Source organism: Massilia sp. TWR1-2-2 (genome assembly GCF_049897565.1).
In the GTDB taxonomy this organism is placed as follows: domain Bacteria; phylum Pseudomonadota; class Gammaproteobacteria; order Burkholderiales; family Burkholderiaceae_D; genus JAFCUW01.
In genome coordinates this window covers 71,455-93,294 of record NZ_JAFCWM010000017.1, presented here as the reverse complement: position 1 = coordinate 93,294, position 21,840 = coordinate 71,455, and the positions used below count along the sequence as shown (strand labels likewise).

Here is a 21,840-nt window from a genome sequence, read left to right as displayed (position 1 = left end):
CGGGTATAAAGGCGTCAGTGCAGCTGGTGCTTGAGCTGCGACAGCTCGGCATGCACGCGGGTGACGGCGGTCTCCACCTGCGGCGAAATATGCGCTTCGCTGCGGCTGATGCGCTTGGCGTCGTCGCCCATGTCCTCCAGGCGGTCGACGCATTCGGCGATTTTCGCCTGGTCGTTCGACTGCAGCACCTGGTCGGCCTGCTGCGTCTCGCGCGCCAGGTTCTGGATGCATTCCCTCAGCTCGGGCGGCGTATCGGCCGACGCCATGCAGGCTTGCTCGGCCTGCTCGATGGTTTGCTGGATTTGGGTCATCCGCTGTTTGATCTCGTTCGCTTGTAACATGGCCATGCTCCCATCAAGTGAGTCGGGTAAGTTCGACCTTGCGATGGCGAGAAAGTTGCACTCAGGCGGCAGGCACCAACTGGGCCGGCGCCAGCGGGGCCAGGCCGCGCAGGCGCAGCGCGATGGCGCAGGCGACGCACAGCGTCGCGCCAAGCAGGCCGACCACGCCGGGCCAGCCGGCGCGGCTCCACAGCACGCCGCAGAACCAGCCGATCGCGCTCGAACCGAGATAGTAGAAGAACAGGTAGAGCGCCGAGGCCAGCGCCTTCGGTGCGCGCGCCCGCATGCCTACCCAGCTGCTGGCGATGGCGTGGGCGGCGAAAAACCCGAACGTGAATACGCCGACGCCGAACACGATCACGATGAGCGAACTGGCGAGCGTGAGCAAGAGGCCCGCGCCCATCAGTGCCATGAACACCCACAGCACATTGCGCCGGCCGAGGCGGTCGGCCAGGCGGCCGGCCCACGCCGAACTGACGACGCCGAGCAGGTACAGCATCGACAGCAGGCCGACTGCGGTCTGGCTCAGCCCAAACTGCGCGCCGAGCAGGCGGTAGCCGATGTAGTTGTAGAGGCCAACGAAGCAGCCCATCAGCAGGAAGGACAGCGCGAACAGCCAGGGCAGGCCGGCGTCGGCCATGTGGGCGCGCACGCCGCCGAGCAGCGCGTCGACGCCGCGGCGCTGGCCCGGCCGGAAGTGGCGTGAAGGCGGCAGGCTGCGGCGGAACTCCCACGCCGCGTACAGGCCGGCCGCGCCGATCACCGCCAGCGCCACGCGCCACGAGTAGGCGTCGCTCAGCGTGGCGCCCACCACGCGGCCGAACATGCCGCCAAACGCGCTGCCGCCGATGTATAGCCCCATCGAGGCGCCGAGCGATGGCGCTTCGATCTCTTCGCCGAGGTAGGCCATGGCGATGGCCGGCATGCCGCCGAGCGCTGCGCCCAGCAGGCCGCGCAGCACCAGCAGCTGCAGGTAATCCTGGGCGAACGCCGACGCCAGCGTGCACACGGCGGCGCCGAGCATGGCGGCGACCATCAGCGGTTTGCGGCCGATGCGGTCCGACAGCACGCTGCTGGCAAGCAGCGACAGCGCCAGCGCGGCGGTCGACACCGACAGCACCAGGCTGCTCTGCGCCGGCGTCAAGGTGAACTGCAGCGCCAGCAGCGGCATCAGCGGCTGAACGCAATACAGCAAGGCGAAGGTGGAAAAGCCGCCGAACACCATCGCGCGATTGATGCGCTTGTAGGCGGGGCTGCCGGCGTTGGTGGCGCTAGAGGTCATGCGACCATCATAGGATTGCGCTTTAATACTGTCCAATATATATTTGAAGCGTTTGTCATACTTTAAATCGATCATGGAATTGCGACACCTGCGGTATTTCATTGCAGTGGCCGAAGAGCTGCATTTTACCCGCGCCGCCGAGCGCCTGCATATCGGCCAGCCGCCGCTCAGCCACGCGATCCAGGTGCTGGAGGCCGACGTCGGCGCGCGCCTGTTCGAGCGCACCAAGCGCTGGGTGCGGCTGACTGGCGCCGGCGCGCTGTTGCTGGCCGATGCGCGCAAGATCCTGGCGCTGGCCGAGCAGGCCTGCGAGACGGCGCGGCGGGCCGAGCGCGGCGAAGCGGGCGAATTGCGCATCGGTTTCACCTATTCGACGCCGCTGACGCCGCTGTTTGCCGACGTCATCAACCGCTACCGCAAGGACTTTGCGCACGTGACGCTGACCTTGCACGAGATGGCGACGTTGCGCCAACTCGACGCGCTGTGCCAGCGCACGCTCGACTTGGGCTTTGTCCGCCCGCCCGAGGTGGCGCTGCCGGCCGGCATCGTCATGACGCCGCTGCGCGAGGATCCGCTGGTGGTGGTGCTGCCGACCTGGCATCGGCTGGCGGCCAAGCCGGCGCTGGCGATCAGCGAGCTGGCCGAGTTGCCGTTCGTGATGTATCCGCCGGGCGGCGGCACCGGCATCTATCCGCAGATTTTCCGGCTGTGCCGCGCGGCCGGGTTCGTGCCGCGGGTCGGGCAGACGGCGGGCGAAGCGTCGACGATCATCGGACTGGTGGCGGCAGGCAGCGGCGTGACGTTGCTGCCGGCGTCGTTCGACCGCATCCGCATGGATGGCGTGTGCTACCGGCCGATCCTGGATGCGGATGCGACCACGATGCTGCTGCTGGCGCGGCGCGGCGGCGAGCACGCGCCGCTGGTCGACGCCTTCGTTGCGCTGGTGACCGATACAGTCAAACCGCTACCAGATCAAGACCCGCAACCCCAGCGCGATTACGAATAATCGGCGTCGAGCTCGGAGCCGGCGTAGTTTTCCAGCTCGGCGAACAGCGTCTTCATCGCCGTGCGCGTACGCATCTTCTGGATCACGGTGCAGTGCTCCCGGTACGAGTCGATGCGCTCGGCCATCACCGCCTGGTGCTGCGGCGGCACCTGCGCCATCAGTTCGGCCCAGCCGGCTTCGTAGTCGGGCTTGTTCTTGCGCACCGATCCGATCAGCCGCTCGAAGTCTTTCTGCCCGGTGCGCGCGACGATCCGCCCGCCCCCCTCCACCGCGAAAATGATCGCCAGCGCAATCACACCTTCGGCATTCAGGTCGGGATCGGTGATCGGCCCGGCGTAGTGATGGCGCCGCAGCCAGCCGGCCGCCCGCACGATCGCCTGCACGCCCTTGCGCTGCTTGAACTGCAGCTCGTAGCGCTCGGGACCGGACCAGTTCTGGCTCGGGTCGGCGCTGCAGATGTCAACCAACAACTCCTTCAGGCGACGCTGCACGTACACCGGGTCGAGATCGTACTCGCCGACGAGCGAATCTTCCGGCAGCTGCGACAGGTCGCGGATCATGCGAAAGCCGGCCTGGAACGCTGCCTCGGCGCCATGCTCGACCAGGAACTCGAGCGCGGCATCGTCGCTTCCATGCTGCACCGCATGGTCGAGTCCGAGCGAGACGCCGCCGACGGTCAGGAAAAAGGCGCGCTGGATCCCTTCGGCGGTGCGGTCGTTGGTGAATTTTTCGGCCACCATCGCGGTGATGCCGGCCAGTTCGTCGGCCAGCATGATCGCCTCGTCATCCTCGCCGCAGCCTTCCAGGCAACGGATCGCCCGCACCAGGCGCGGCAGTTTTTCTTCGACAACAGCCAGCTGCATCGTCTGGACTTCCGCGTTCACGAGAAAATGCCCGTGCCGATGCTCTTGCGCGCGCCGCGTTTGGGCACGTTGCTGCGCGAGGTCGGCACCTGCTTGCGCAAGCGGTACAGCAATTCCTTGGTCGAGCGCTGCATGAACTTCGGCTCTTCGTCCGGGTCGTCCGAGAACTCGGCGTCGGCCAGGTCGGCGCTGTGGCGGAAATCGGGGAACAGCTCGAACAGCGAGCGGTCCCAGCCGTCTTCGCTGGCCTTGGCCAGTTCGATCGCCAGCGGCACCAGGTCGCTGTCGGACGAGGTCTGGCCGGTGATGTACGGCCCCTTCGAGATGATCTCGCCGGCCACTTCGAGGATTTCCTTCGGCGCCATCGAGAACAGGATGGCGAAGATGGTGGCGCCATGGTCGCTGGCGGACGCTTCGGCCAGCAGCTCCATGCGGCGGTCCGCATCGTCGGTCGAAAAGACGATGCCGTGCACGTGCGAGAACAGGCTCTCGGCGACGCGTTCCGGGTCGTCCTCGATCATGTCGTCGGACCACGTCGCGGCGAAAAACGCCAGGCTGTCGGCCCACGCCTTGGGCGGCACCAGCAAGGTCGCCAGCGACGTCTTGCCGCCGTCAAAACCGGCCAGGTGCAAGGCGGTCACTTGCGGCGCCAGCGTGGCCAGCACTTCGACCACGGCCAGGTCGCCGTGCGCTTCGACCGCATCGGAGAACGCCTGCTCGGCATGGCCCAGCGAGCCTGCCAGCACCAGCTCGCTGACCTGCCGCGTCAGTGCCGGCAAGTTGCTGTTGGTGCTCATTGATTGTCCTCCGAGTCGAACATGCCGGCGAAGTCGTCGGTGACGCCATCCTCGTCCTGATCGTCGTCGCCGTCGTCGTTGCGGCTGAGCTGCTCGAGAGACTGGTCGTCGTCATCCCACCTGCGCGGATGCTTGAACAGGAACGCGGCGATGATCGCCTGGCGCGCCAGTTCCGGATGGTTCTGCGTCATCGCCTGGTACATCTTGCCGGCTTCGCCTTCGCAGCTGGCCATGGCGAACACGGCCGCCGGATCGCCGCCTTCGTATTCGGCAGCTTCGGCCAGCAGACCCTTCGGATTGCTGAACGTGATGTGGTCGACCAGCGCGAAGCTCATCATGTTGACGTCTTCGATGCCGCCGCCGCTGGCGTACTCGCTGGCCAGCGCGCTTTGCATCATCTGGTAGTTCTTGCGGTTAGGCGGGTCGCCCAGGATGCCTTCGATCTGGCCTTCCAGCTCGCGTGACTGATAGGCAAATTCGGGATGTACTTTTCTCATTTTCTGGTCCTTATGTTCGGTTGTGGCCGCGCCCGCAGGCGCGCGGGCAGCAGCTCAGGCAGGCAGGTTCACGCCGTTCAGGCGGAACAGCGAACGCCATAATTCATAGGCCTCTGCCTCGGCGTCGAGAATGATGCGATGGTTGACGCTCTGGTCGTATTCGCTGCGCCTGGCAGGATCGGACAGGATTTCGTACGCCTTCGTGACGCTTTTGAAGCGCACTTCGGCGGCCGGCGCATCGTTGCGGTCCGGGTGGTAGCGCATCGCCAGCGAACGATAGACTTTCTTGATCTCGTCGTCGCTCGCGTTCGGCGCAACGCCGAGAACGGCATATAAGTTTTCCACGTGAGATCTCCGGCCGCGGCCAAAACCATCTAAAGGGAGATTATCCTATAGAACGCGGTCGGCCGCGCAAGTTCACCCCTGCATACGGTAAAATGCCGCAACCCCATCATGTCAAAGCACTTTTCAATGAGCAACGATAAAAACAACACGGCGGCGGCGAACGCGCCCTCCTCGAACTTTTTGCGCGCCATCGTCGAGTCCGATATTGCCTCCGGCAACTATCGCCGCGACGGCTTGCCGCCGGTCATCACGCGCTTTCCGCCCGAACCGAACGGTTACCTGCACATCGGCCACGCCAAGTCGATCTGCGTCAATTTCGGCCTGGCGCGCGACTACAACGGCGTGTGCCACCTGCGCTTCGACGACACCAATCCTGCCAAGGAAGAGCAGGAATACGTCGACACGATCATCGACACGGTCAAGTGGCTGGGCTTCAGCTGGGAGCACAACGGCACCAGCCACCTGTATTACGCGAGCGACTATTTCGAGCAGTTGTACCAGATGGCCGAGTACCTCATTACCGCCGGCTGCGCTTATGTCGACAGCCAGAGCGCCGACGACATGGCGAAAAACCGCGGCAATTTCGGTACGCCCGGCACCAACTCGCCGTTCCGCAGCCGCCCGGCCGACGAGTCGCTGGCGCTGTTCCGCGACATGCGCGCCGGCAAGTACAAGGACGGCGAGCACATCCTGCGGGCGAAAATCAGCGAAGACGCGATGGCGTCGCCCAACATGACCATGCGCGACCCGGCGATCTACCGGATCCGTCACGCCCACCATCACCGCACCGGCGACGCCTGGTGCATCTACCCGATGTACGACTACACGCACCCGATTTCGGACGCGCTGGAAAACATCACGCAGTCGCTCTGCACGCTCGAGTTCCAGGACCACCGGCCGTTCTACGACTGGCTGCTGGCGACCTTGACCGAAGGCGGCTTCTTCAAGCAGCCGGTGCCGCGCCAGTACGAATTTTCGCGCCTGAACCTGACCTACCTGGTGATGAGCAAGCGCAAGTTGCGCCAGCTGGTCGACGACGCCATCGTGTCCGGCTGGGACGACCCGCGCATGCCGACCCTGGTGGGCCTGCGCCGGCGCGGCTACACGCCGGAATCGATCCAGCTGTTCTGCGAGCGCATCGGCGTGTCGAAGGCGGACGGCTGGATCGACATGAGCACGCTCGAAGGATCGCTGCGCGACGACCTCGACTCCAAGGCGCCGCGCGCCACCGCGGTGCTGCGTCCGCTGAAACTGATCATCGACAACTTCCCGGAAGGCGAATCGGTCGAGTGCACCTCGCCCGTCCACCCGCATTTCCCGGAACGCGGCCTGCGCACCTTCCCGATCACCAAGCACCTGTGGATCGAGCAGGACGACTTCATGGAAGTGCCGACCAAGGGCTACTTCCGCTTCTACCCGCCGATCGGCGACGCGCCCGGCAGCCGGGTGCGCCTGCGCCACGGCTACGTGACCGAGTGCACCGGCTACGACAAGGATGCCGACGGCAACGTTACCGCCGTTCACGTCAAGTATTTCGAGGACAGCAAGTCGGGCACCGAGGGGTCGAACACGTACAAGGTCAAGGGCAACATTCACTGGGTCAGCGCGGCGACCGCCCTGGCGGCGGAAGTGCGCCTGTACGACCGTCTGTTCAACGACCCGCAGCCCGACGGCGGCGGCAAGGACTTCCTCGCCGCGCTCAATCCGAACGCGCTGGAAGTGGTAACCGCCTACCTCGAGCCGGGCATGAGCGCGGCGCAGCCGGACCAGCGCTTCCAGTTCGAGCGGCACGGCTATTTTGTCGCCGACCGCGTCGACAGCGTGGCCGGCAAGCCGGTGTTCAACCGCGTGACCACACTGAAGGACAGCTGGGTGAAGTAAGCCACGGTACTGCTCTGCAAAATCCCGCCCCGGTCGAGCGCCGCGGCGGGATTTTTGATATTTGCGCGCGTCGCGTCCAGTCATATTTGTCGTTTTCCTACCTGTCCTGCTAGGTACGAACTTAATTATTTTGAGTAACTTAGGATTATATCAATCCAAGAACTTGCAGCGTGCCGTAACGCGTGCAGGTCGCGATCGAAAGCCAAGGGTGATGCGACTTCTCTCCGACTCGATGAAAGCGCTATCGGTTACGCGGCCTGCAGCGTGGACCGGCGTGCTGCTGTCATGTACGGTTGGCGCCATATTCTACGTCGCAACGGCGAACGCCATCGAACGCGACGCGCAACAACGCTTTCAAAATATGGCCTCCAGCGTGCAAACCGCCATTAACGGCCGCATCAAGAGCTATACCGACGTGCTGCGCGGCAGCGCGAGCTTGTTCATGACTTCGTCCGACCTTACGCGCGAACAGTTTCACCGCTATGTCGAAGGCTTGTCGCTGGAAAAGGAATTTCCGGGCATTGAAGCGGTCAATTTCGCCCGCCATGTGACGGAGGCGGAGCGGCCGGCGTTCGAAGCGAGGATGGGTAAGGAATTGGCCGCGCTCTCTGACGGCTATCCACCGTTTCAGATCACGCCACCGGGCCGGCGCCCGTACTACAACGTGGTCACCTACATCGAGCCGATTGCCGGCTGGGCGAATCGCTTCGGCGTCGACATCACCGGACACGGCGAATTGCCGTCGCATCGCAACTCGCGCGAGACGGGCCAGATGGCCGGTTCGGCAACTCCGGTGCCATTCCTGTCCGGCATCAACCGGACAGGGCTGGCGCTACGTATTCCGATTTACCGGGTGGGGATGCCGACCACCACGCTCGAAGAGCGACACGCCGCTTTTGCCGGCAGCGTCGGCATCGGCTTTCGCGTACAGAAACTGATCGAGGGCGTCATCGACCAGATGCCTGTGAACGGCGTGCGCCTGACCCTGACCGACGTCGGCGTTCGCGCAAATCCGTCGCAAGGGCTGCCCGCCGAACCGCCTCGCGTGCTACTTGACAGCTTGGCCACTCCGGCATTGCCGCGCCCCCCAGTGGCTCGGCCGAACCGCGCGACCTTCGTCGTAACTTTGCCAATAGGCTACAACCTTCGTCTATGGGAAGCCCACTTCAGTATCCGGAAATCGAACCTCTATACGGGTTTCGATACGAACGTCCCTTGGCTGGCCATGATGGCCGGTTTTATCAGCACCATGCTGCTGTACGTTCTGTTCCAAACGCTCAGTTCGTCGCGCCGCAATGCGGTCGCGCTCGCCGAAGTCATGACCCGGGAGTTACGCGCAAGCGAGGCGAAACTGCAGATGTCGAACGAAAACTTGCGGCGGCTTGCGGCACATGCGGATCACATCAAGGAAAACGAACGAAAACGCATTGCGCGCGAAATTCACGACGACCTGGGGCAAAACCTGCTCGTGCTTCGCATCGAGGCCGACATGCTCTGTGCACGCACGAGTGAGCGGCATCCGCGCTTGCACGCGCGCGCGCGGGCCACCGTCAACCATATCGATGCGACGATCAAGAGCGTTCGCCAAATCATCAACGACCTTCGACCGAACGTGCTCGACCTTGGCCTGAGCGCGGCAGTGGGCTGGCAGATCGCACAGTTTCGCCAGCGCACAGGGATCGAATGCGATCTGGCGGAAACCCACCAGGACATCGCTGTCAGCGATCGCTGCGCTACAGCGCTGTTCCGCATCCTGCAGGAATCGCTGAGTAATATTTCGCGTCACGCCCGCGCGACGCGCGTGCAGGTGGTGCTGCGCGTCGAGCGCGACTGGATCTGGATGTCGGTCGGTGACAATGGGATCGGCCTTCACCCGGATGGCCGTTACAAGCCCGGCTCGTTCGGCCTGGTCGGTATCGAGGAGCGCATCAACATCATCGGCGGGACATTCGACATTCACAGCGAAACCGGCAACGGCACCACCATACGCGTGGCCGTTCCGATGCGTGTCGCGCTACGCGGATCTGGCGAGTTCATCGATACCGGCGGCGTGCACCACGCCGGTGCACTCGTCTGAACGGCACTGACCGCATTCCTACACCGACGTCAGTGCAATGCCGAGCATGGTGGTGAAAGACCGCCTGTTGCTCCGATCCCACGCCAAGAAATAATTGATCAAGCGCAAATCCAGGCTTCAACTTGTAAGCAAGAATCACCTTAATGCTTCGAGTCAATACAAGCAGTCAGAAATTCCCGCCGAAATCCCGAGGACAGCCCTGAATCGAGTAAGACCTTCAAGCAGCACGATCACCGTCGCAATTCGATGTATAAAACAACCAAAAGTTACAACTCCAACACAAAGGATATTGCCATGAACTCGAACGCGCAACTCGATACGATCGCCAAGCTGGACTTTACCGCGATCAAAATGAAATTGATGCACAAGGAGTCCGGCGAAGGCTGGACGCAGAAACAGGCCGATGCCGTCGCATTCGACTACCGCCGTTTTCTGTCTTTGACGAAACTGTTTCCTCACGAGCAAATCGCGCCGCGCTTCGACGTCGACATCTTCTGGCACTACCACATTCTCGACACCATGAAGTATGCCGTCGATTGCCACCAAGTCTTTGGCCACTTCCTGCATCATTTCCCGTACAGCGGGTTGGAGGGCAAAGCAGACGACGCCGCCATCCGTGATCGCACCGGCACACGCACGCAGGAACTGTACGAAGCGACCTTCGGCGCAGCGTACATCGGCGATGACCAGCTCGGTAACGCAGCAGTCAATGTGCCTGGAAAGATGGCGAACGCGGCATGGTGTCAGGGCGCAATGGCAACCTCGGCCTGGTGCCACGGGACGATGTCGCCGACGGCCTGGTGCCAGGGGTTGATGACGAAATCCGCTTGGTGCCAAGGCGCACTGGAGAAGACTTCCTGGTGCCAGGGAGTAATGATGAAAGCTGCCTGGTGTCAGGGAGCCATGGCGATCGCCGGCGGGGTGGCCGCGGCGGCGCAAAATGATATCGTTTATTCGCGCCAAACGTCGGCCATGGCAGCGTAGTGTCGATGTGGATGTGAGGTCGTCGGCAAGCAGGTGCTTGGTTAGCCGACGACACGTCGCAATGAACGATTCATCCAGCACACAATCTGTGTTTTAACCGTTTACACCCCCTCCCCTGTCCTGTGACGCGATCCGCATGCCGACCATGTGGCAGCACTTCCGCTTGTCGTGCTTGCTATGCACAACGGGAAGTCCATCTTCGATTGATCTACATCAAATTGGTATTTCGATAACCGACCGATAGTTGATCCCTGTCAAACGCTTGAGGCCGCCAAAAAAACGGCCAAATCGCTTTTGGGAGTTACTTCATCTTTTCATCGGAGAACAACAAAATGAACTTTGCACATCACTTCGCGCCTATTGAGGCGCTCGACCTGGACGCAATCAAGGTAAAACTGATGCACAAGGAATCCGGCGAAGGGTGGACGCGCGCATACGCAGACGAGGTCGAATTCGACTATCGCCGTTTTCTGTATTTGATAAAGAAGTTCCCTCATGAGCAGGTCGCGCCGCTGTTCGATGTCGATGTGTTTTGGCATTACCACATTCTCGATACGATGAAATACGCCGCCGACTGTGACGCCGTGCTCGGCTATTTCCTCCACCATTTTCCCTACGTCGGGCTGCGCGGCGAAGATGACCTGGAATTCCATCGCTGTGTCGGCGATCGCATGCGCGATTTGTATGCACAGACCTTTGGCGGAGAAATCACGTACCGGGAAACGCCAGCTTGTGCGCGCGTGGAGAATACAACTTCTCACCGCAGCGATGACGGCCTGACCCCGCCCGTCGCCTGGTCGATCGCTCCAGGAAACATGGCGTCGTCTGTCTCGACCGGCCCGTCAGCATTGGCCGGGCCTTCGTTCAATTACGCCCTACTCTATCGGGCGCCGCGGCGTAGGCAAAATCAGTTGTCAGGCGGCCGAACGCATGCCGGATTTTTTCGGGCTCGCCATCAGGGCGCGCAGCTCGCGAATGCTGAAGTCGCTCACGTCGTGCATGCGCAACAGGATGGTGGCGCCGATCGGCAAGGTTCGGTGACGAATCTTGCTGATAACTGGTGGTGCCACCTTCAATGCGCGCGACAGCGCTGCATCGTTTTTGAGTTTCAGCTTCGCGATAATCGCGTCGAGCAGATTGTCGGGGTTGTAAACGGCTGCCGGCGGAAGTGTCTTTGCCATGTCCTGATTCCTTCGAAAGAAGGCGAGTCGGCGCCATTGCCTGCGCCATGTCGCCTTCATAGATTAATGGTGGCGTGTCCTGCGCGATCCAGCCTTGCAGTGGCTGCGATCGTTCAGGAAATGATACACACCGGACTTGGCGTTTTCTTAAGCGAGACTTATTTGGCGCTACCGGCGGCGGCGAACGCGCGAGACGAACCGAATATCCAGTCGAATACGAGTGGCCGGCACTGGGTCGGCGGGAGCGATGCGCCGGCCGAGCTGGCGGCGAATTTCCGCCAGCGGCGGCGGCGGACGGCACTCCGCTTCGCGCCGCAACGTGTAGGCGCGCACCTGCTCTTTGGTTGGATGGGTAATTTGACTGTCCATGGCAGTGATCACATACCGAAAGATCCTGATGAGATATTGCTCCCCGATAGGACCGAGGCGCATTTTCGGAATGACCGATCTCAATCGTGTGCCATCGCGCATGGGTGCCAGTTGTTGCGTAAATACATTACTACCTAGCATAACTGCGAGATGACGCTATTGCGGCGGCTATGGTCTTATGGATTTAGCATCGGCAACACCTTGGCCAGGCCGATCGCGAGTGCCGGGGTGGCATGTCCGCCGCTGGCATCCGTCGCGCTGACGCGGACCGCCAAACTGATGCAAAACCGGAGGCAAAAAATGATCCGTGAAAAGGAATTGTCACGTTCGATACGGCGGATGTTTTATGGCGGAATGCTATGTGGCTTGATTGGCACAGCGCCGCCGCTGGCCGCGCAAGAGAACTTGGCGGTGGTGCAAGTGACCGGGACGAGGATCACTACGCCAGGCGCCAATTCGAATAGCCCGATTGCATCGATAAGTGCCAATGACATCCACGCCGCCCAGCCGATCGCAATCGAGGAGGTCTTCAAGCACTTGCCAGCCGCCGTGCCGGCAATCGGCCCGGGCACCAATAATGGCAACCTCGGCGCCGCCACCATCGATTTGCGCGGACTGGGCCCGAACCGCACGCTGGTGCTCATCAACGGCCGCCGCCTGGTGCCGTTCAGCCTGGCCGGCGCGGTCGACACCAACGCCATTCCGCTTGCATTGATCAGCCGGGTCGACCTGATGACCGGCGGCGCATCGGTCGCGTACGGCGCCGACGCGGTCGCCGGCGTCGTCAACTTCAACCTCAAGCGCAACTTCACCGGCGTCGAACTGGCCACGTCGTACGGCGCCACCACAGAACAGCGCGACACAAGCGGTCGCCGCACCGACCTGACCATCGGCGCCAACTTGGCCGACAACGGCGGCAACGTCGTACTCAGCGTGGAAAAAACCAACGCCGACCCGCTGACCCAGGGCGCACGCAGTTACGGCATCAGCAGCCTGAACTCGGTTACCGGGGCAGAGACCGGCTCCGCGACAACGGTGCCATCCACGTTCTCGGTGGCGAAAAGCTGTTGCGGCACCGATGCGCTGGCTGGAACCTGGCAAATCAACCCCACCAGCGGGGCGCTAGTGCAACCGGTGCAGCTCTACAACGCCAATCCAATGACGTATTATCAGACGCCACTTGACCGCACCCAGGCCACTTCGCTCGGCAACTTCAGGTTCAACCGGCACGCCGAAGCGTATGCCGAACTGTTCTACACCCATAGCAAGGTCGGTGTCGTGCTTGGCGCGACCGGCACCTTCGGCAGCACCTACAACGTGCCTATCGGTAACCCGTTTATTCCGGCGCCGGCGCGCCAGCAGTTGTGCGCGCGCCGCGCCATTCCCGCCGCCAGCTGCGTCGAAGGCAATCCCACCATCGTCGCGCTGCTGATCAACCGCCGCTTCGTCGAACTGGGCCCGCGCTACTTCGACTTCGACAGCAAGACGCTGCAGTACAACCTTGGCCTGAAGGGCGAGCTGGCAGGCGATTGGACGTACGATGCGTACTGGAGCCGCGGCACCGCCGGCCAGGTGCAGATTCGCCGCAACTGGGGATCGCAGTCGAAAGTGAGCCAGGCGCTCAACGCGCTCAACCGCCCGAACTGCGTCAACCCGGCCAACGGCTGCGTACCGCTGGACGTATTCGGCGCCGCCGGCTCGATCACGCCGGCCCAGCTCGGATTCATCAACCTGAGCACCCTGCTGCTGCAGGCGGTGCAGCAGCATGTCGGTGCGCTGACAGTCTCCGGCAACCTGGGCCGGCTGGCAAGTCCGCTAGCCGGCCAGCCGATCACGCTGGCGCTGTCGCTCGAGCAGCGCAAGGTCGCGGCATCGACACAGTCCGACGCCGCGCTGCAAGTTGCCGGCGAAGTGCTCGGCAATGCCGCAACGACGCCGGACCGCTCAGGCGCCTTCAGGCTGCGCGAATACGCGCTGGAAATGCTGGTGCCGCTGGTCAGCGACAAACCGTTCATCAAGTCCCTCAGTTTGGAACTCGGATATCGGCAAACCGCTTTTTCCACTACGGGCATGGCGCACGACTACGGCAGCTGGAAATACGGCGGCGAATGGGCGCCGGTCAGGTCGCTGCGGCTGCGCGGCATGGTGCAGAAGGCCACGCGCGCGCCGAACGTCAACGAATTGTTCGCGCCCGTCGTGCCCGGCCTGTCGAACCTGGCCGTCGATCCTTGCCAGGGCAACCGGATCAGCCAGGCAACGTCGAACGTGGCCGGCACCTTGTCGAACCTGTGCCGGCTGACCGGCGTGCCGCAAGGCGACATCGGCAGCTTGCCGGCGCCGTCGTCAAGCCAGATCGGCACCCAGACCGGCGGCAACTCCGCGCTGGGACCGGAGCAGGCGAACACCAGGACCATCGGCTTCGTGTGGGGACCGGTGCCGAAACTGGCGCTGACGGTCGACTACTACAAGATCGACATCGACCATGCCATTTCGAGCCCGACGACCACCGACATCCTCGACGGCTGCTACAGCACCGCGTTCAATCCGAGCCTGCAGCTGAACGCCTCGTGCGCGCTAATCGGGCGCAACACGATCAACGGCACGTTCAACGGCGTCGAGGCGAAAGGGGTGCGCACGGCGCTGTCGAACCTGGGCACGCAAAGCACCAGCGGCGTCGATGTGAATGTCGCCTACCGGATGAAAGCGACCTCCGACCCGCGGCTCGGCAGCCTCGACTTCAGCGGCGGCTTCACCCGGGTGGAGAGCTTCAAGTTTCGTGCAACGCCGGCGTCGCTGGAACGCAATTGCCTCGGCTACTACAGCGTCGCGTGCGGCGCGCCGATCTACAAGCGCAAGTTCAGCCAGCGCACGACCTGGACGATCGGCGCCCTGGCGGTGGGGTACAACTGGCGCTATCTGAGCGGCGTCATCGAGGAACCGGGCGGCACCGACTTCCTGCCGGCGTTTGCCAAGATCGATGCGTATCACTACGTCGACCTGAACGCGGCGTGGAACGTCAGCAAGATGCTGCGCCTGGCCGTCAGCGTCAACAACGTGGCCAACAAGCGCCCGCCAATTGTCGGCGGCACCATCGGCACGACCTTGACCAACAGCGGTAACACCTTTCCGCAGAACTACGATGCGGTCGGCCGCTACGTGACGTTTGGCGCCACGTTGAAATTCTGACCGGCAACGGAGCGATCCGGATGGCGGGCCGCGGCCCGCCACATTATTTCTTCTCGCGCACCCGTTGCTGCTGCTTCTTTTGGGTCTGCGACTTGTTCTGCTTGGCCTCGAACAGCGTGACGGCATCCTTCTTGGCTTGCTCGAGCGTGCACATGTCCGGCTTGTCGTCATGCTGGACGAAAAACTCCGCGTCTTGCGCGTCGACCACCAGCTTGATGGCGGCGGCGTCCTCCAGGTCGTACAGTTCGGTGAGGATGGTGGTTACTTCGTCCAGGTATTCTTCGTAGGTCATGGCGCTTTTCCTTGTTCAGGGCGTCATTTTAACAGCGCCATCCCGGCCAGCGCGCCGAGCACCTGCGGATAGCGCAGCCGCACGCCCAGTTCGGCCTTGATGCGCCCGTTGTCGATGCGGCGCGATTCGGACATGAACGACAGCTTGATCGGCGACACCTCGGCGGCCAGCTCGGCGCGCGCCACCCGCGGCGGGCGCGCCAGGCCGAACGCATCGGCCACGCTGTCGAAGTAATCCCCCATCAGCATGTGCGTGTCGTCGACGGCGTGGTACACCCGCCCCGGCAAGGCGCGAAACAGCGCCAGCGCGACGATGACGGCCAGGTCGTCGGCGTGGATGTGGTTGGTGTAGACGTCGTCCTGTGCGATCAGCGCGGGCGTGCCCTGCTGCAAGCGCGCCAGCGGCAGCCGTTCACGCGCGTAGATGCCCGGCGCGCGCACGATCGCCAGGCGAGCGCGCGCGCGCCGGGCCCAGTCGCGCAGCACGCGCTCGGCATCGACGCGGCGGCGGGCGCGCGCATTGTGCGGCGCAACAGGGCGCGTTTCGTCGATCAACGCGCCCTGGCAATCACCGTACACCCCGGTAGTGCTGACATAAACCAGCCTGGCACCGTCAGGTAGAATGGCGGTCAGGTTGCGCGTGCGCTTGTCGAGGCTGCCGTCGCCTTGCGGCGGCGCCAGGTGGACCACGTTCGGTGCCAGCCGCGCCAGGCGTTGCAGGCTGGCCGGCTTGTCGAGGTCGGCGACGATCGGAATCGCGCCGGCCGCGCGCAGTTCGGCGCGCCGCTCCGGGCTGCTGGTGACGGCAAACACGCGGAAGCGGTCGCGCACCAACGGCAGCAGGCGCATGCCGACATCGCCGCAGCCGATGATCAACAGGCGCGGCAAGCCAATTTTTTGCTTTGTTTTCAGTTTTATCGTGTTTTTCATGTTGAGGATTGTATGACTTTCCAGATCACTGTCCAGCCCAGCGGGCATCGCTTCGAGTGCGAGACGGACGAAACCGTCCTTTCCGCTGCGATCCGCTCCGGCATTGGCCTGCCGTACGGCTGCAAGAATGGCGCCTGCGGCTCGTGCAAGGGCAAGGTCGTCGAGGGCCAGGTGACGCACAAGGCGCACCAGCAGCGCGCGCTGTCGGAGCAGGAAGCGGCCGGCGGCTTTTCGCTGTTTTGCTGCGCGCTCGCCTCGTCCGACCTGGTGATCGAAGCGCGCGAAGTGTCGGGAAGCAGCGAGTATCCCGTGCGCAAGATGCCGTCGCGCGTGGCCAAGCTCGACAAGGTGGCGCCGGACGTCATCATCATGAGCCTGCAGCTGCCGGCCAACGAAGCGCTGGCCTATCGCGCCGGCCAGTATGTCGAATTCCTGCTGAAGGACGGCAAGCGGCGCAGCTACAGCATGGCCAATGCGCCAAGCAGCCTCGACTCGCCGCTGACCTTGCACGTTCGCCACATGCCGGGTGGCCTGTTTACCGATCATGTCTTCAATACGATGAAGGAGCGCGACATCTTGCGCTTCGAGGGTCCGCACGGCACGTTTTTCCTGCGCGAGGAATCCGACAAGCCGATCGTGCTGCTGGCGTCCGGCACCGGTTTTGCGCCCGTCAAGGCGCTGGTCGAACACTTGATCCACCTGAAGTCGACGCGCCCGGTCAGCCTGTACTGGGGCGGGCGCCGGCCGCACGACCTGTACATGAACGAACTGTGCGAGCAATGGGCGATGATCTTGCCGAACTTCCGTTACGTGCCGGTGGTGTCCGATCCCTTGCCCGAAGACCGCTGGAGCGGGCGCACCGGCTTCGTCCACGCTGCTGTGCTGCAAGACCTGCCCGACCTGGCCGGTCACCACGTGTATGCCTGCGGCTCGCCGATCGTGGTCGATTCGGCGCGGCGCGATTACGTTGCCCTGGGCAAGTTGCCGGCCGAAGAATTCTTCGCCGACGCGTTTACCAGCGAAGCGGATCTGGCCCAGTCATAACGTCTCGCCGCCGGGCCGGCTTTTGAGGTAGTTTGTCGGTAGCTTTCCCCGTGTTCGGGTATTCCGCATTTCTCTGAAGGGATTTCACATGCACCGGCAGCGCTTCGCCCGCCACCTCATCCACGCCCTGCTCGCCGCCTGCGCCACCGCGCTTGCCGCACCGGTGCTGACGCAGGATGCCGCGGCCCAGTACAAGGCCGCGATCACCAACCCGGCGCGCCTCGATGACGACCGCAAGGGCGACGCCAGGCGCAAGCCTGCCGAGTTCCTCGCGTTCGCCAAGGTGCGGCCCGGCATGAAGGTGCTCGACGTCGCCGCCGGCGGCGGCGCCACCTCGGCGCTGCTGGCCGCCGCGGTCGGCCCGAGCGGGCAAGTGTGGGCGCAAAGCGCCAAGCCGTCGCCCAAGCTCGACGCGCGCCTGGCCGCCTCGCCGATGCCGAACCTGCGTCCGGTGGTGGCGCCGTTCGACAATCCAGTGCCGGCCGGCACACCCCCGCTCGACCTGATCACCATTGACATGTCGTATCACGACATCGTCAATACGCCAGCCGACCGGGCCGCGATGAACAAGCACCTGTACGACGCGCTCAAGCCGGGCGGCGCGCTGGTGATCATCGATAACGCTGCCAAGGAAGGCAGCGGCCTGACCGCGACCAACACGCTGCACCGGATCGACGAGGTGGCGGTGGTGGCGGAAGTGACCAGGGCCGGCTTTGCGCTGGAGACCAAATCGGACTACCTGCGCGCGCCGGGCGACCCACGCGACCAGCCGTTCTTCAAGATGGAAGGCAAGCCGGACGACAAGTTCGCGCTGCACTTCGTCAAGCGATAGCACGACGCAAGCGTTGGAAAAGCGCGAAAGGCGCGTGGCCAGCGCGCCTGATAGACATCGGGCATAATTCCTGACAGCATCTTGTCAATGAAGCGTCCATGTCCCTCACCTCTTCTTCCAGCGGTTTCGCCGTCCTGCGCAACCGCAACTTCGCCTGTTACCTGTCGGCGCGCGTGCTCGGCACCTTGGCGATCCAGATGCAAAGCGTGGCGATTGGCTGGCAAGTGTATGACATCACCGGCGACCTGTTCGACCTCGGCCTGATCGGCCTGGCGCAGTTTGCGCCCTTCCTGGTGCTGATCCTGTTCGCCGGCCACGCCGCCGACCGCTACAACCGCCGCAACATCATCGTCCTCTGCATGGGCGTGCAGCTGCTGTGCTCACTGCTGCTGCTTGCCTTTACGCTCAGCGGCAGGCACGTGGTGTGGCCGGTGTTCGCCATCCTGGTGCTGTTCGGCAGCGCGCGCGCGTTCATGATGCCGGCGACCCAGGCGATATTGAAAAACATGGTTCCGCTCGAGAGCTTCAGCCAGGCCGTCGCGCTCAGTTCGTCGGCCTTCCACGTTGCCGTCATCGCCGGCCCGGTACTGGGCGGCCTGCTGTACCTGGCCGGTCCGCGCAGCGTCTACCTGACCGCCGTCACGTTGCTGCTGCTGTCGATTTTCTTGATGAGCAAAACGCGCAGCGCGCCGCAGGCGGCCAATACCGAGCCGGCCAGCTGGCATACCGTGCTCGAAGGCCTGCGCTTCGTGCGCTCGCGGCCGATCGTGCTCGGCGCCATTTCGCTCGACCTGTTCGCCGTGCTGTTCGGCGGCGTCACCGCGCTGCTGCCGGCGTATGCCCGCGACGTGCTGCAGGTGGGCCCGACCGGACTGGGCCTGCTGCGCACCGCGCCCGGCGCCGGCGCCGTGCTGTGTTCGGTGGCGCTGGCGATGGCGCCGATCCGCCGCCATGTCGGCGCCTTCATGTTCGGCGGCGTCGCCGTCTTCGGCGCGGCGACCCTGGTGCTGGGCAGCACCAGCAGCTTTGCCGTCGCGCTCGTGGCATTGTTTCTGCTTGGCGCGGGCGACATGGTCAGTGTCTACATCCGCCACCTGCTGGTGCAATTTGAAACGCCGGACGACATCCGCGGCCGCGTCAGCGCCGTCAATTCGGTCTTCATCGGCGCCTCCAACGAGCTGGGCGAATTCGAATCGGGCATGACGGCCAGCTGGTTCGGGCTGGTGCGCGCAATCCTGCTCGGCGGCGCCTTGACGCTGACCGTTACCGGCATCTGGGCGTGGGCGTTTCCCGTGCTCTCGCGCATGGACCGCCTTCCGCACCACGACAAGGAGCTGGCGCCCTAGCGGCGCTTTGTCACGATGCAGCTTGATGCCCTCGCCGCGCTGCTGGCGCCGCTCCAGATACGCGCACCGGACCCGGCCGACGCCGATTTTCTTGCCCGCCTGTACGCCTCGACCCGCACCGACCTGCAATCGGCCACCGCCGATCCCACGCTGGTGGCGTCGATCATCGGCATGCAGCAGCGCTTGCAGGCGGCCGACTATCGCCAGGCCTTTCCGAACGCGCACTACCTGCTGCTGGAACAGTCCGGCTCACCGTGCGGGCGCATCGTCATCGATGCCGGCGCGGCTGCGCTGAGGCTGGTCGACATGGCGCTGTTGCCGGCTGCCCGCGGGCATGGGCTTGGCAGCCATATTCTGCGCGCACTGCAAGCATGCGCGCAGAATATGGCGATGCCGCTGACGCTGTCGGTGCACCACAGTAATCCACGTGCGCGGCGCCTCTACGTGGCGCTGGGATTCCAGGTTACCGCGCGCAACACGGCCAGCGAGCAGTTGATGTGGTGTAATACGTCGCTATGACCGACACTTCCCCCGACACCAAGCCTTCCAGGCAGCCGACCTTGCTGCACCGTTTCATCCGCAGCCGGCCGCATCTGTCGCTGGCCATCCTGTTCGGCGCGGTGCTGGCGCCGCTGCTTCCCGACAGCATCACCATCATGACGCGCGCGCTGGTGGGGTGGAACGCCGCGGTGTGGTCGTACCTCGTCTTCATGATGTGGCTGATCACGCGCGCCGATCATCATCGCGTCCGAGAGATTGCAGCCAAGCAGGACGAGAGTGCGGCGCTGGTGCTGGTGACGCTGCTGGTGGGCGCCGTGTTCAGCATGTGCGCGATCTTTTTCGAATTGAGCGAACTGGCCGGCGCGCAAGGAACGGAGCGGGTGATGCGTTATCTGCTGACTGTGACGACCCTGGTTGGCTCGTGGCTGCTGGTCGGCGCGCTGTTCTGCTTTCACTATGCGCATGCGTATTACCGCGCTAGCGGCCAGTCGCCACCGCTGAAATTCCCGGAAGGCGAGCTGGAACCGGACTACTGGGACTTCCTGTATTTCTCTTTCACCATCACGGTGGCGGTGCAGACGTCCGACGTCGCCATCATGACGCGCGGCATGCGCAAGCTGGCGCTCGGGCATTCGGTACTTAACTTCTTTTTCAACCTGGTCATCCTCGGACTGTCGATCAACATTGCCGCAGGACTGATCAAGTCCTGACGCCGTTCCAGCAGAGCGTTGTCAAATCGTCGAAAGGTGTAAGATAAATCAGTGAACCAAGCCCGAGGTTGGGGCGAGCACTTGATGAACAACCAGGAGTGACTTATGCAAATCAACATCAATACCGACAAGACCATCGAACGCCATCAAGGACTGGACGACCATGTCGAGTCCGTCGTAAATGCTGCGATTGGCCGATTTGGCGAACACATTACGCGCGTTCAAGTGCACCTCAGTGACGAGAACAGCCAGAAATCGGCAGACGGCGGCAACCGCTGCATGCTCGAAGCACGGGTTACCGGCTACCAGCCAATTGCCGTCAGCGACCATGCGGCGACCTTGCACATGGCCATCTCCGGCGCCGCCGACAAGCTCAAGCGCGCCATCGACAGCGCCCTCGGCCGCCTGCACGACAAGCAGCTGCACCGCACGCCGACCCTGGCCGACCAGACGCTCGACGAAGTCAACGAATAATTCCTGCCTCGCGGCGGGATGCAACGAGGCGGCCCGCGTGGCCGCCTTTTCTTTTAGGCCAGCAGATTGCCGTTGGCAATCTGGCGCAGGTAGCGCAAGCCTGCCAGCGAACGGCTGCCGTACCACGACATCATTTCTCCATCGACCAGGTGCACCGGCTTGCCGATCTGGCGCTCCAAGGCGTCCGCGTGCGCCTCGGTGAAACGGTACGGCTCGGTCGACAGCAGCACGCCATCGATGCGCGCCACCAATTGATCGCTCCACTCGAAGCGCGGATAGCGCGACGCGTCGTCCAGCTGCGGCACGCTCCAGCCGATCTCGGCCATCATGCGGGCGATATAGGTATCCTGCGACACTGCCATCCAAGGGTCCTGCCAGATGCAGTACAGCATGCTCTGCGGTGGGCCTTTCGGCGTTGCCTGCAGGGCCGCGTATTCGGCCTCGAACTGCGTGCACCAGGCGTCGGCCGCGGCATTGGCGCCGAACACGCCGCCCAGCAGGCGCGCCAGGTCGAGGTTGTCGCGCGGCGCCAGAGGGTGGGTCACGATGATATGCGGCACCAATTCGGCCAGCGCCTCGACCGTCGGCTTCTCGTTCTCGTCGATGTTGACGACCAGGTGGGTCGGCGCCAGGCGCCGGATCTTGTCGATATTGACATCTTTGGTGCCGCCCACTTTTGCGATTTTTTTCACCATGTCGGCGGGATGGATGCAAAAGCCGGTGCGCCCGACAACTTGCGCGGCCAGGCCCAGGTCGCACAGCAACTCGGTGATCGACGGCACCAGCGAGACAATGCGAGCTGCCGGGTCGGGGATGTGGCGGGCGCCAACGGCGTCGATCAGGGTCATGCGCTCTCCAGGTGTGGCGTGTAGCGGCTATTGAAACACTGTTGTTTATCGGGCG

The 21,840-nt window shown here is 63.5% G+C and carries 21 protein-coding genes and 1 pseudogene; 12 read left to right on the top strand and 10 right to left on the bottom strand.

What is annotated here, in order from left to right:
* Nucleotides 1-14 precede the first annotated feature (14 nt).
* Nucleotides 15-341 (bottom strand): hypothetical protein, encoded by a 327-nt coding sequence (locus tag ACP7DD_RS17290; protein WP_426176031.1) that lies wholly within the window; start codon nt 339-341, stop codon nt 15-17.
* A gap of 61 nt (nt 342-402) precedes the next feature.
* A complete protein-coding gene (locus ACP7DD_RS17285) occupies nt 403-1,623 on the bottom strand; it encodes an MFS transporter (RefSeq protein WP_426176030.1) in 1,221 nt (406 codons plus the stop codon).
* Between the two features lie 73 nt (nt 1,624-1,696).
* Here ACP7DD_RS17285 and ACP7DD_RS17280 point away from each other — a divergent pair, with 73 nt between their 5' ends.
* Nucleotides 1,697-2,629 (top strand): LysR family transcriptional regulator, encoded by a 933-nt coding sequence (locus ACP7DD_RS17280; protein WP_426176029.1) that lies wholly within the window; start codon nt 1,697-1,699, stop codon nt 2,627-2,629.
* Here ACP7DD_RS17280 and ACP7DD_RS17275 read toward each other — a convergent pair.
* Genes ACP7DD_RS17275 through ACP7DD_RS17260 form a run of 4 tightly spaced genes read right to left on the bottom strand, consistent with a single transcriptional unit; the run spans nt 2,620 to nt 5,131 of the window.
* Nucleotides 2,620-3,492, bottom strand: a complete 873-nt coding sequence (locus tag ACP7DD_RS17275; protein WP_426176028.1) for a hypothetical protein — start codon at nt 3,490-3,492, stop codon at nt 2,620-2,622. The genes ACP7DD_RS17280 and ACP7DD_RS17275 overlap by 10 nt on opposite strands.
* Nucleotides 3,493-3,509: 17 nt before the next feature.
* Entirely contained in the window at nt 3,510-4,289 is a 780-nt protein-coding gene (locus tag ACP7DD_RS17270; protein WP_426176027.1) for a hypothetical protein, read from the bottom strand.
* Nucleotides 4,286-4,786 carry a hypothetical protein gene (locus ACP7DD_RS17265; RefSeq protein ID WP_426176026.1) on the bottom strand — a complete coding sequence of 167 codons (501 nt, stop codon included), beginning with the start codon at nt 4,784-4,786 and terminating at the stop codon, nt 4,286-4,288. The genes ACP7DD_RS17270 and ACP7DD_RS17265 overlap by 4 nt, the downstream gene beginning before the upstream one ends.
* Nucleotides 4,787-4,840: 54 nt before the next feature.
* On the bottom strand, nt 4,841-5,131 hold the full coding sequence (locus ACP7DD_RS17260; protein WP_426176025.1) for a DnaJ domain-containing protein: 291 nt from the start codon (nt 5,129-5,131) through the stop codon (nt 4,841-4,843).
* Nucleotides 5,132-5,257: 126 nt separating this feature from the next.
* Here ACP7DD_RS17260 and ACP7DD_RS17255 point away from each other — a divergent pair, with 126 nt between their 5' ends.
* From ACP7DD_RS17255 to ACP7DD_RS17240, 4 genes and pseudogenes are all read left to right on the top strand, one after another.
* Nucleotides 5,258-7,012: a glutamine--tRNA ligase/YqeY domain fusion protein gene (locus ACP7DD_RS17255; RefSeq protein WP_426176024.1), complete on the top strand. Its 1,755-nt coding sequence runs from the start codon at nt 5,258-5,260 to the stop codon at nt 7,010-7,012.
* Nucleotides 7,013-7,223: 211 nt separating this feature from the next.
* Nucleotides 7,224-9,089, top strand: coding sequence for a CHASE domain-containing protein (locus ACP7DD_RS17250; RefSeq protein ID WP_426176049.1), 1,866 nt, complete (start codon nt 7,224-7,226; stop codon nt 9,087-9,089).
* Between the two features lie 294 nt (nt 9,090-9,383).
* Nucleotides 9,384-10,073, top strand: a complete 690-nt coding sequence (locus ACP7DD_RS17245; RefSeq protein WP_426176023.1) for a glycine-rich domain-containing protein — start codon at nt 9,384-9,386, stop codon at nt 10,071-10,073.
* Between the two features lie 332 nt (nt 10,074-10,405).
* A pseudogene (locus tag ACP7DD_RS17240) lies at nt 10,406-10,636 on the top strand (glycine-rich domain-containing protein-like); the annotation flags it as partial.
* 351 nt (nt 10,637-10,987) lie between these two features.
* Here ACP7DD_RS17240 and ACP7DD_RS17235 read toward each other — a convergent pair.
* Entirely contained in the window at nt 10,988-11,254 is a 267-nt protein-coding gene (locus tag ACP7DD_RS17235; protein WP_426176048.1) for a hypothetical protein, read from the bottom strand.
* A gap of 735 nt (nt 11,255-11,989) precedes the next feature.
* Here ACP7DD_RS17235 and ACP7DD_RS17230 point away from each other — a divergent pair.
* The gene (locus ACP7DD_RS17230; RefSeq protein ID WP_426176022.1) at nt 11,990-14,809 is read left to right on the top strand and encodes a TonB-dependent receptor domain-containing protein; all 2,820 of its coding nucleotides are present in this window, start codon (nt 11,990-11,992) and stop codon (nt 14,807-14,809) included.
* Nucleotides 14,810-14,852: 43 nt separating this feature from the next.
* Here ACP7DD_RS17230 and ACP7DD_RS17225 read toward each other — a convergent pair whose 3' ends face one another.
* Together ACP7DD_RS17225 and ACP7DD_RS17220 are read right to left on the bottom strand one after the other, a co-directional pair.
* The gene (locus ACP7DD_RS17225; protein ID WP_426176021.1) at nt 14,853-15,101 is read right to left on the bottom strand and encodes a hypothetical protein; all 249 of its coding nucleotides are present in this window, start codon (nt 15,099-15,101) and stop codon (nt 14,853-14,855) included.
* A gap of 23 nt (nt 15,102-15,124) precedes the next feature.
* Nucleotides 15,125-16,030: an SDR family oxidoreductase gene (locus tag ACP7DD_RS17220; RefSeq protein WP_426176020.1), complete on the bottom strand. Its 906-nt coding sequence runs from the start codon at nt 16,028-16,030 to the stop codon at nt 15,125-15,127.
* Between the two features lie 12 nt (nt 16,031-16,042).
* Between ACP7DD_RS17220 and ACP7DD_RS17215 the strand changes: the two genes are divergently transcribed.
* From ACP7DD_RS17215 to ACP7DD_RS17190, 6 genes are all read left to right on the top strand, one after another.
* Entirely contained in the window at nt 16,043-17,074 is a 1,032-nt protein-coding gene (locus ACP7DD_RS17215) for a CDP-6-deoxy-delta-3,4-glucoseen reductase (protein WP_426176019.1), read from the top strand.
* A gap of 88 nt (nt 17,075-17,162) precedes the next feature.
* A complete protein-coding gene (locus ACP7DD_RS17210) occupies nt 17,163-17,906 on the top strand; it encodes a class I SAM-dependent methyltransferase (protein WP_426176018.1) in 744 nt (247 codons plus the stop codon).
* A gap of 98 nt (nt 17,907-18,004) precedes the next feature.
* The gene (locus ACP7DD_RS17205) at nt 18,005-19,252 is read left to right on the top strand and encodes an MFS transporter (protein ID WP_426176017.1); all 1,248 of its coding nucleotides are present in this window, start codon (nt 18,005-18,007) and stop codon (nt 19,250-19,252) included.
* A gap of 15 nt (nt 19,253-19,267) precedes the next feature.
* On the top strand, nt 19,268-19,771 hold the full coding sequence (locus ACP7DD_RS17200; protein WP_426176016.1) for a GNAT family N-acetyltransferase: 504 nt from the start codon (nt 19,268-19,270) through the stop codon (nt 19,769-19,771).
* Nucleotides 19,768-20,463: a DUF1345 domain-containing protein gene (locus tag ACP7DD_RS17195; protein WP_426176015.1), complete on the top strand. Its 696-nt coding sequence runs from the start codon at nt 19,768-19,770 to the stop codon at nt 20,461-20,463. Before ACP7DD_RS17200 ends, ACP7DD_RS17195 begins: the two co-directional genes overlap by 4 nt.
* A 105-nt stretch (nt 20,464-20,568) precedes the next feature.
* Complete coding sequence (locus ACP7DD_RS17190) at nt 20,569-20,937, top strand: HPF/RaiA family ribosome-associated protein (RefSeq protein ID WP_426176014.1); 369 nt, start codon at nt 20,569-20,571, stop codon at nt 20,935-20,937.
* 53 nt (nt 20,938-20,990) lie between these two features.
* Here ACP7DD_RS17190 and ACP7DD_RS17185 read toward each other — a convergent pair whose 3' ends face one another.
* On the bottom strand, nt 20,991-21,785 hold the full coding sequence (locus tag ACP7DD_RS17185; protein ID WP_426176013.1) for a helical backbone metal receptor: 795 nt from the start codon (nt 21,783-21,785) through the stop codon (nt 20,991-20,993).
* Between the last annotated feature and the right edge of the window lie 55 nt (nt 21,786-21,840).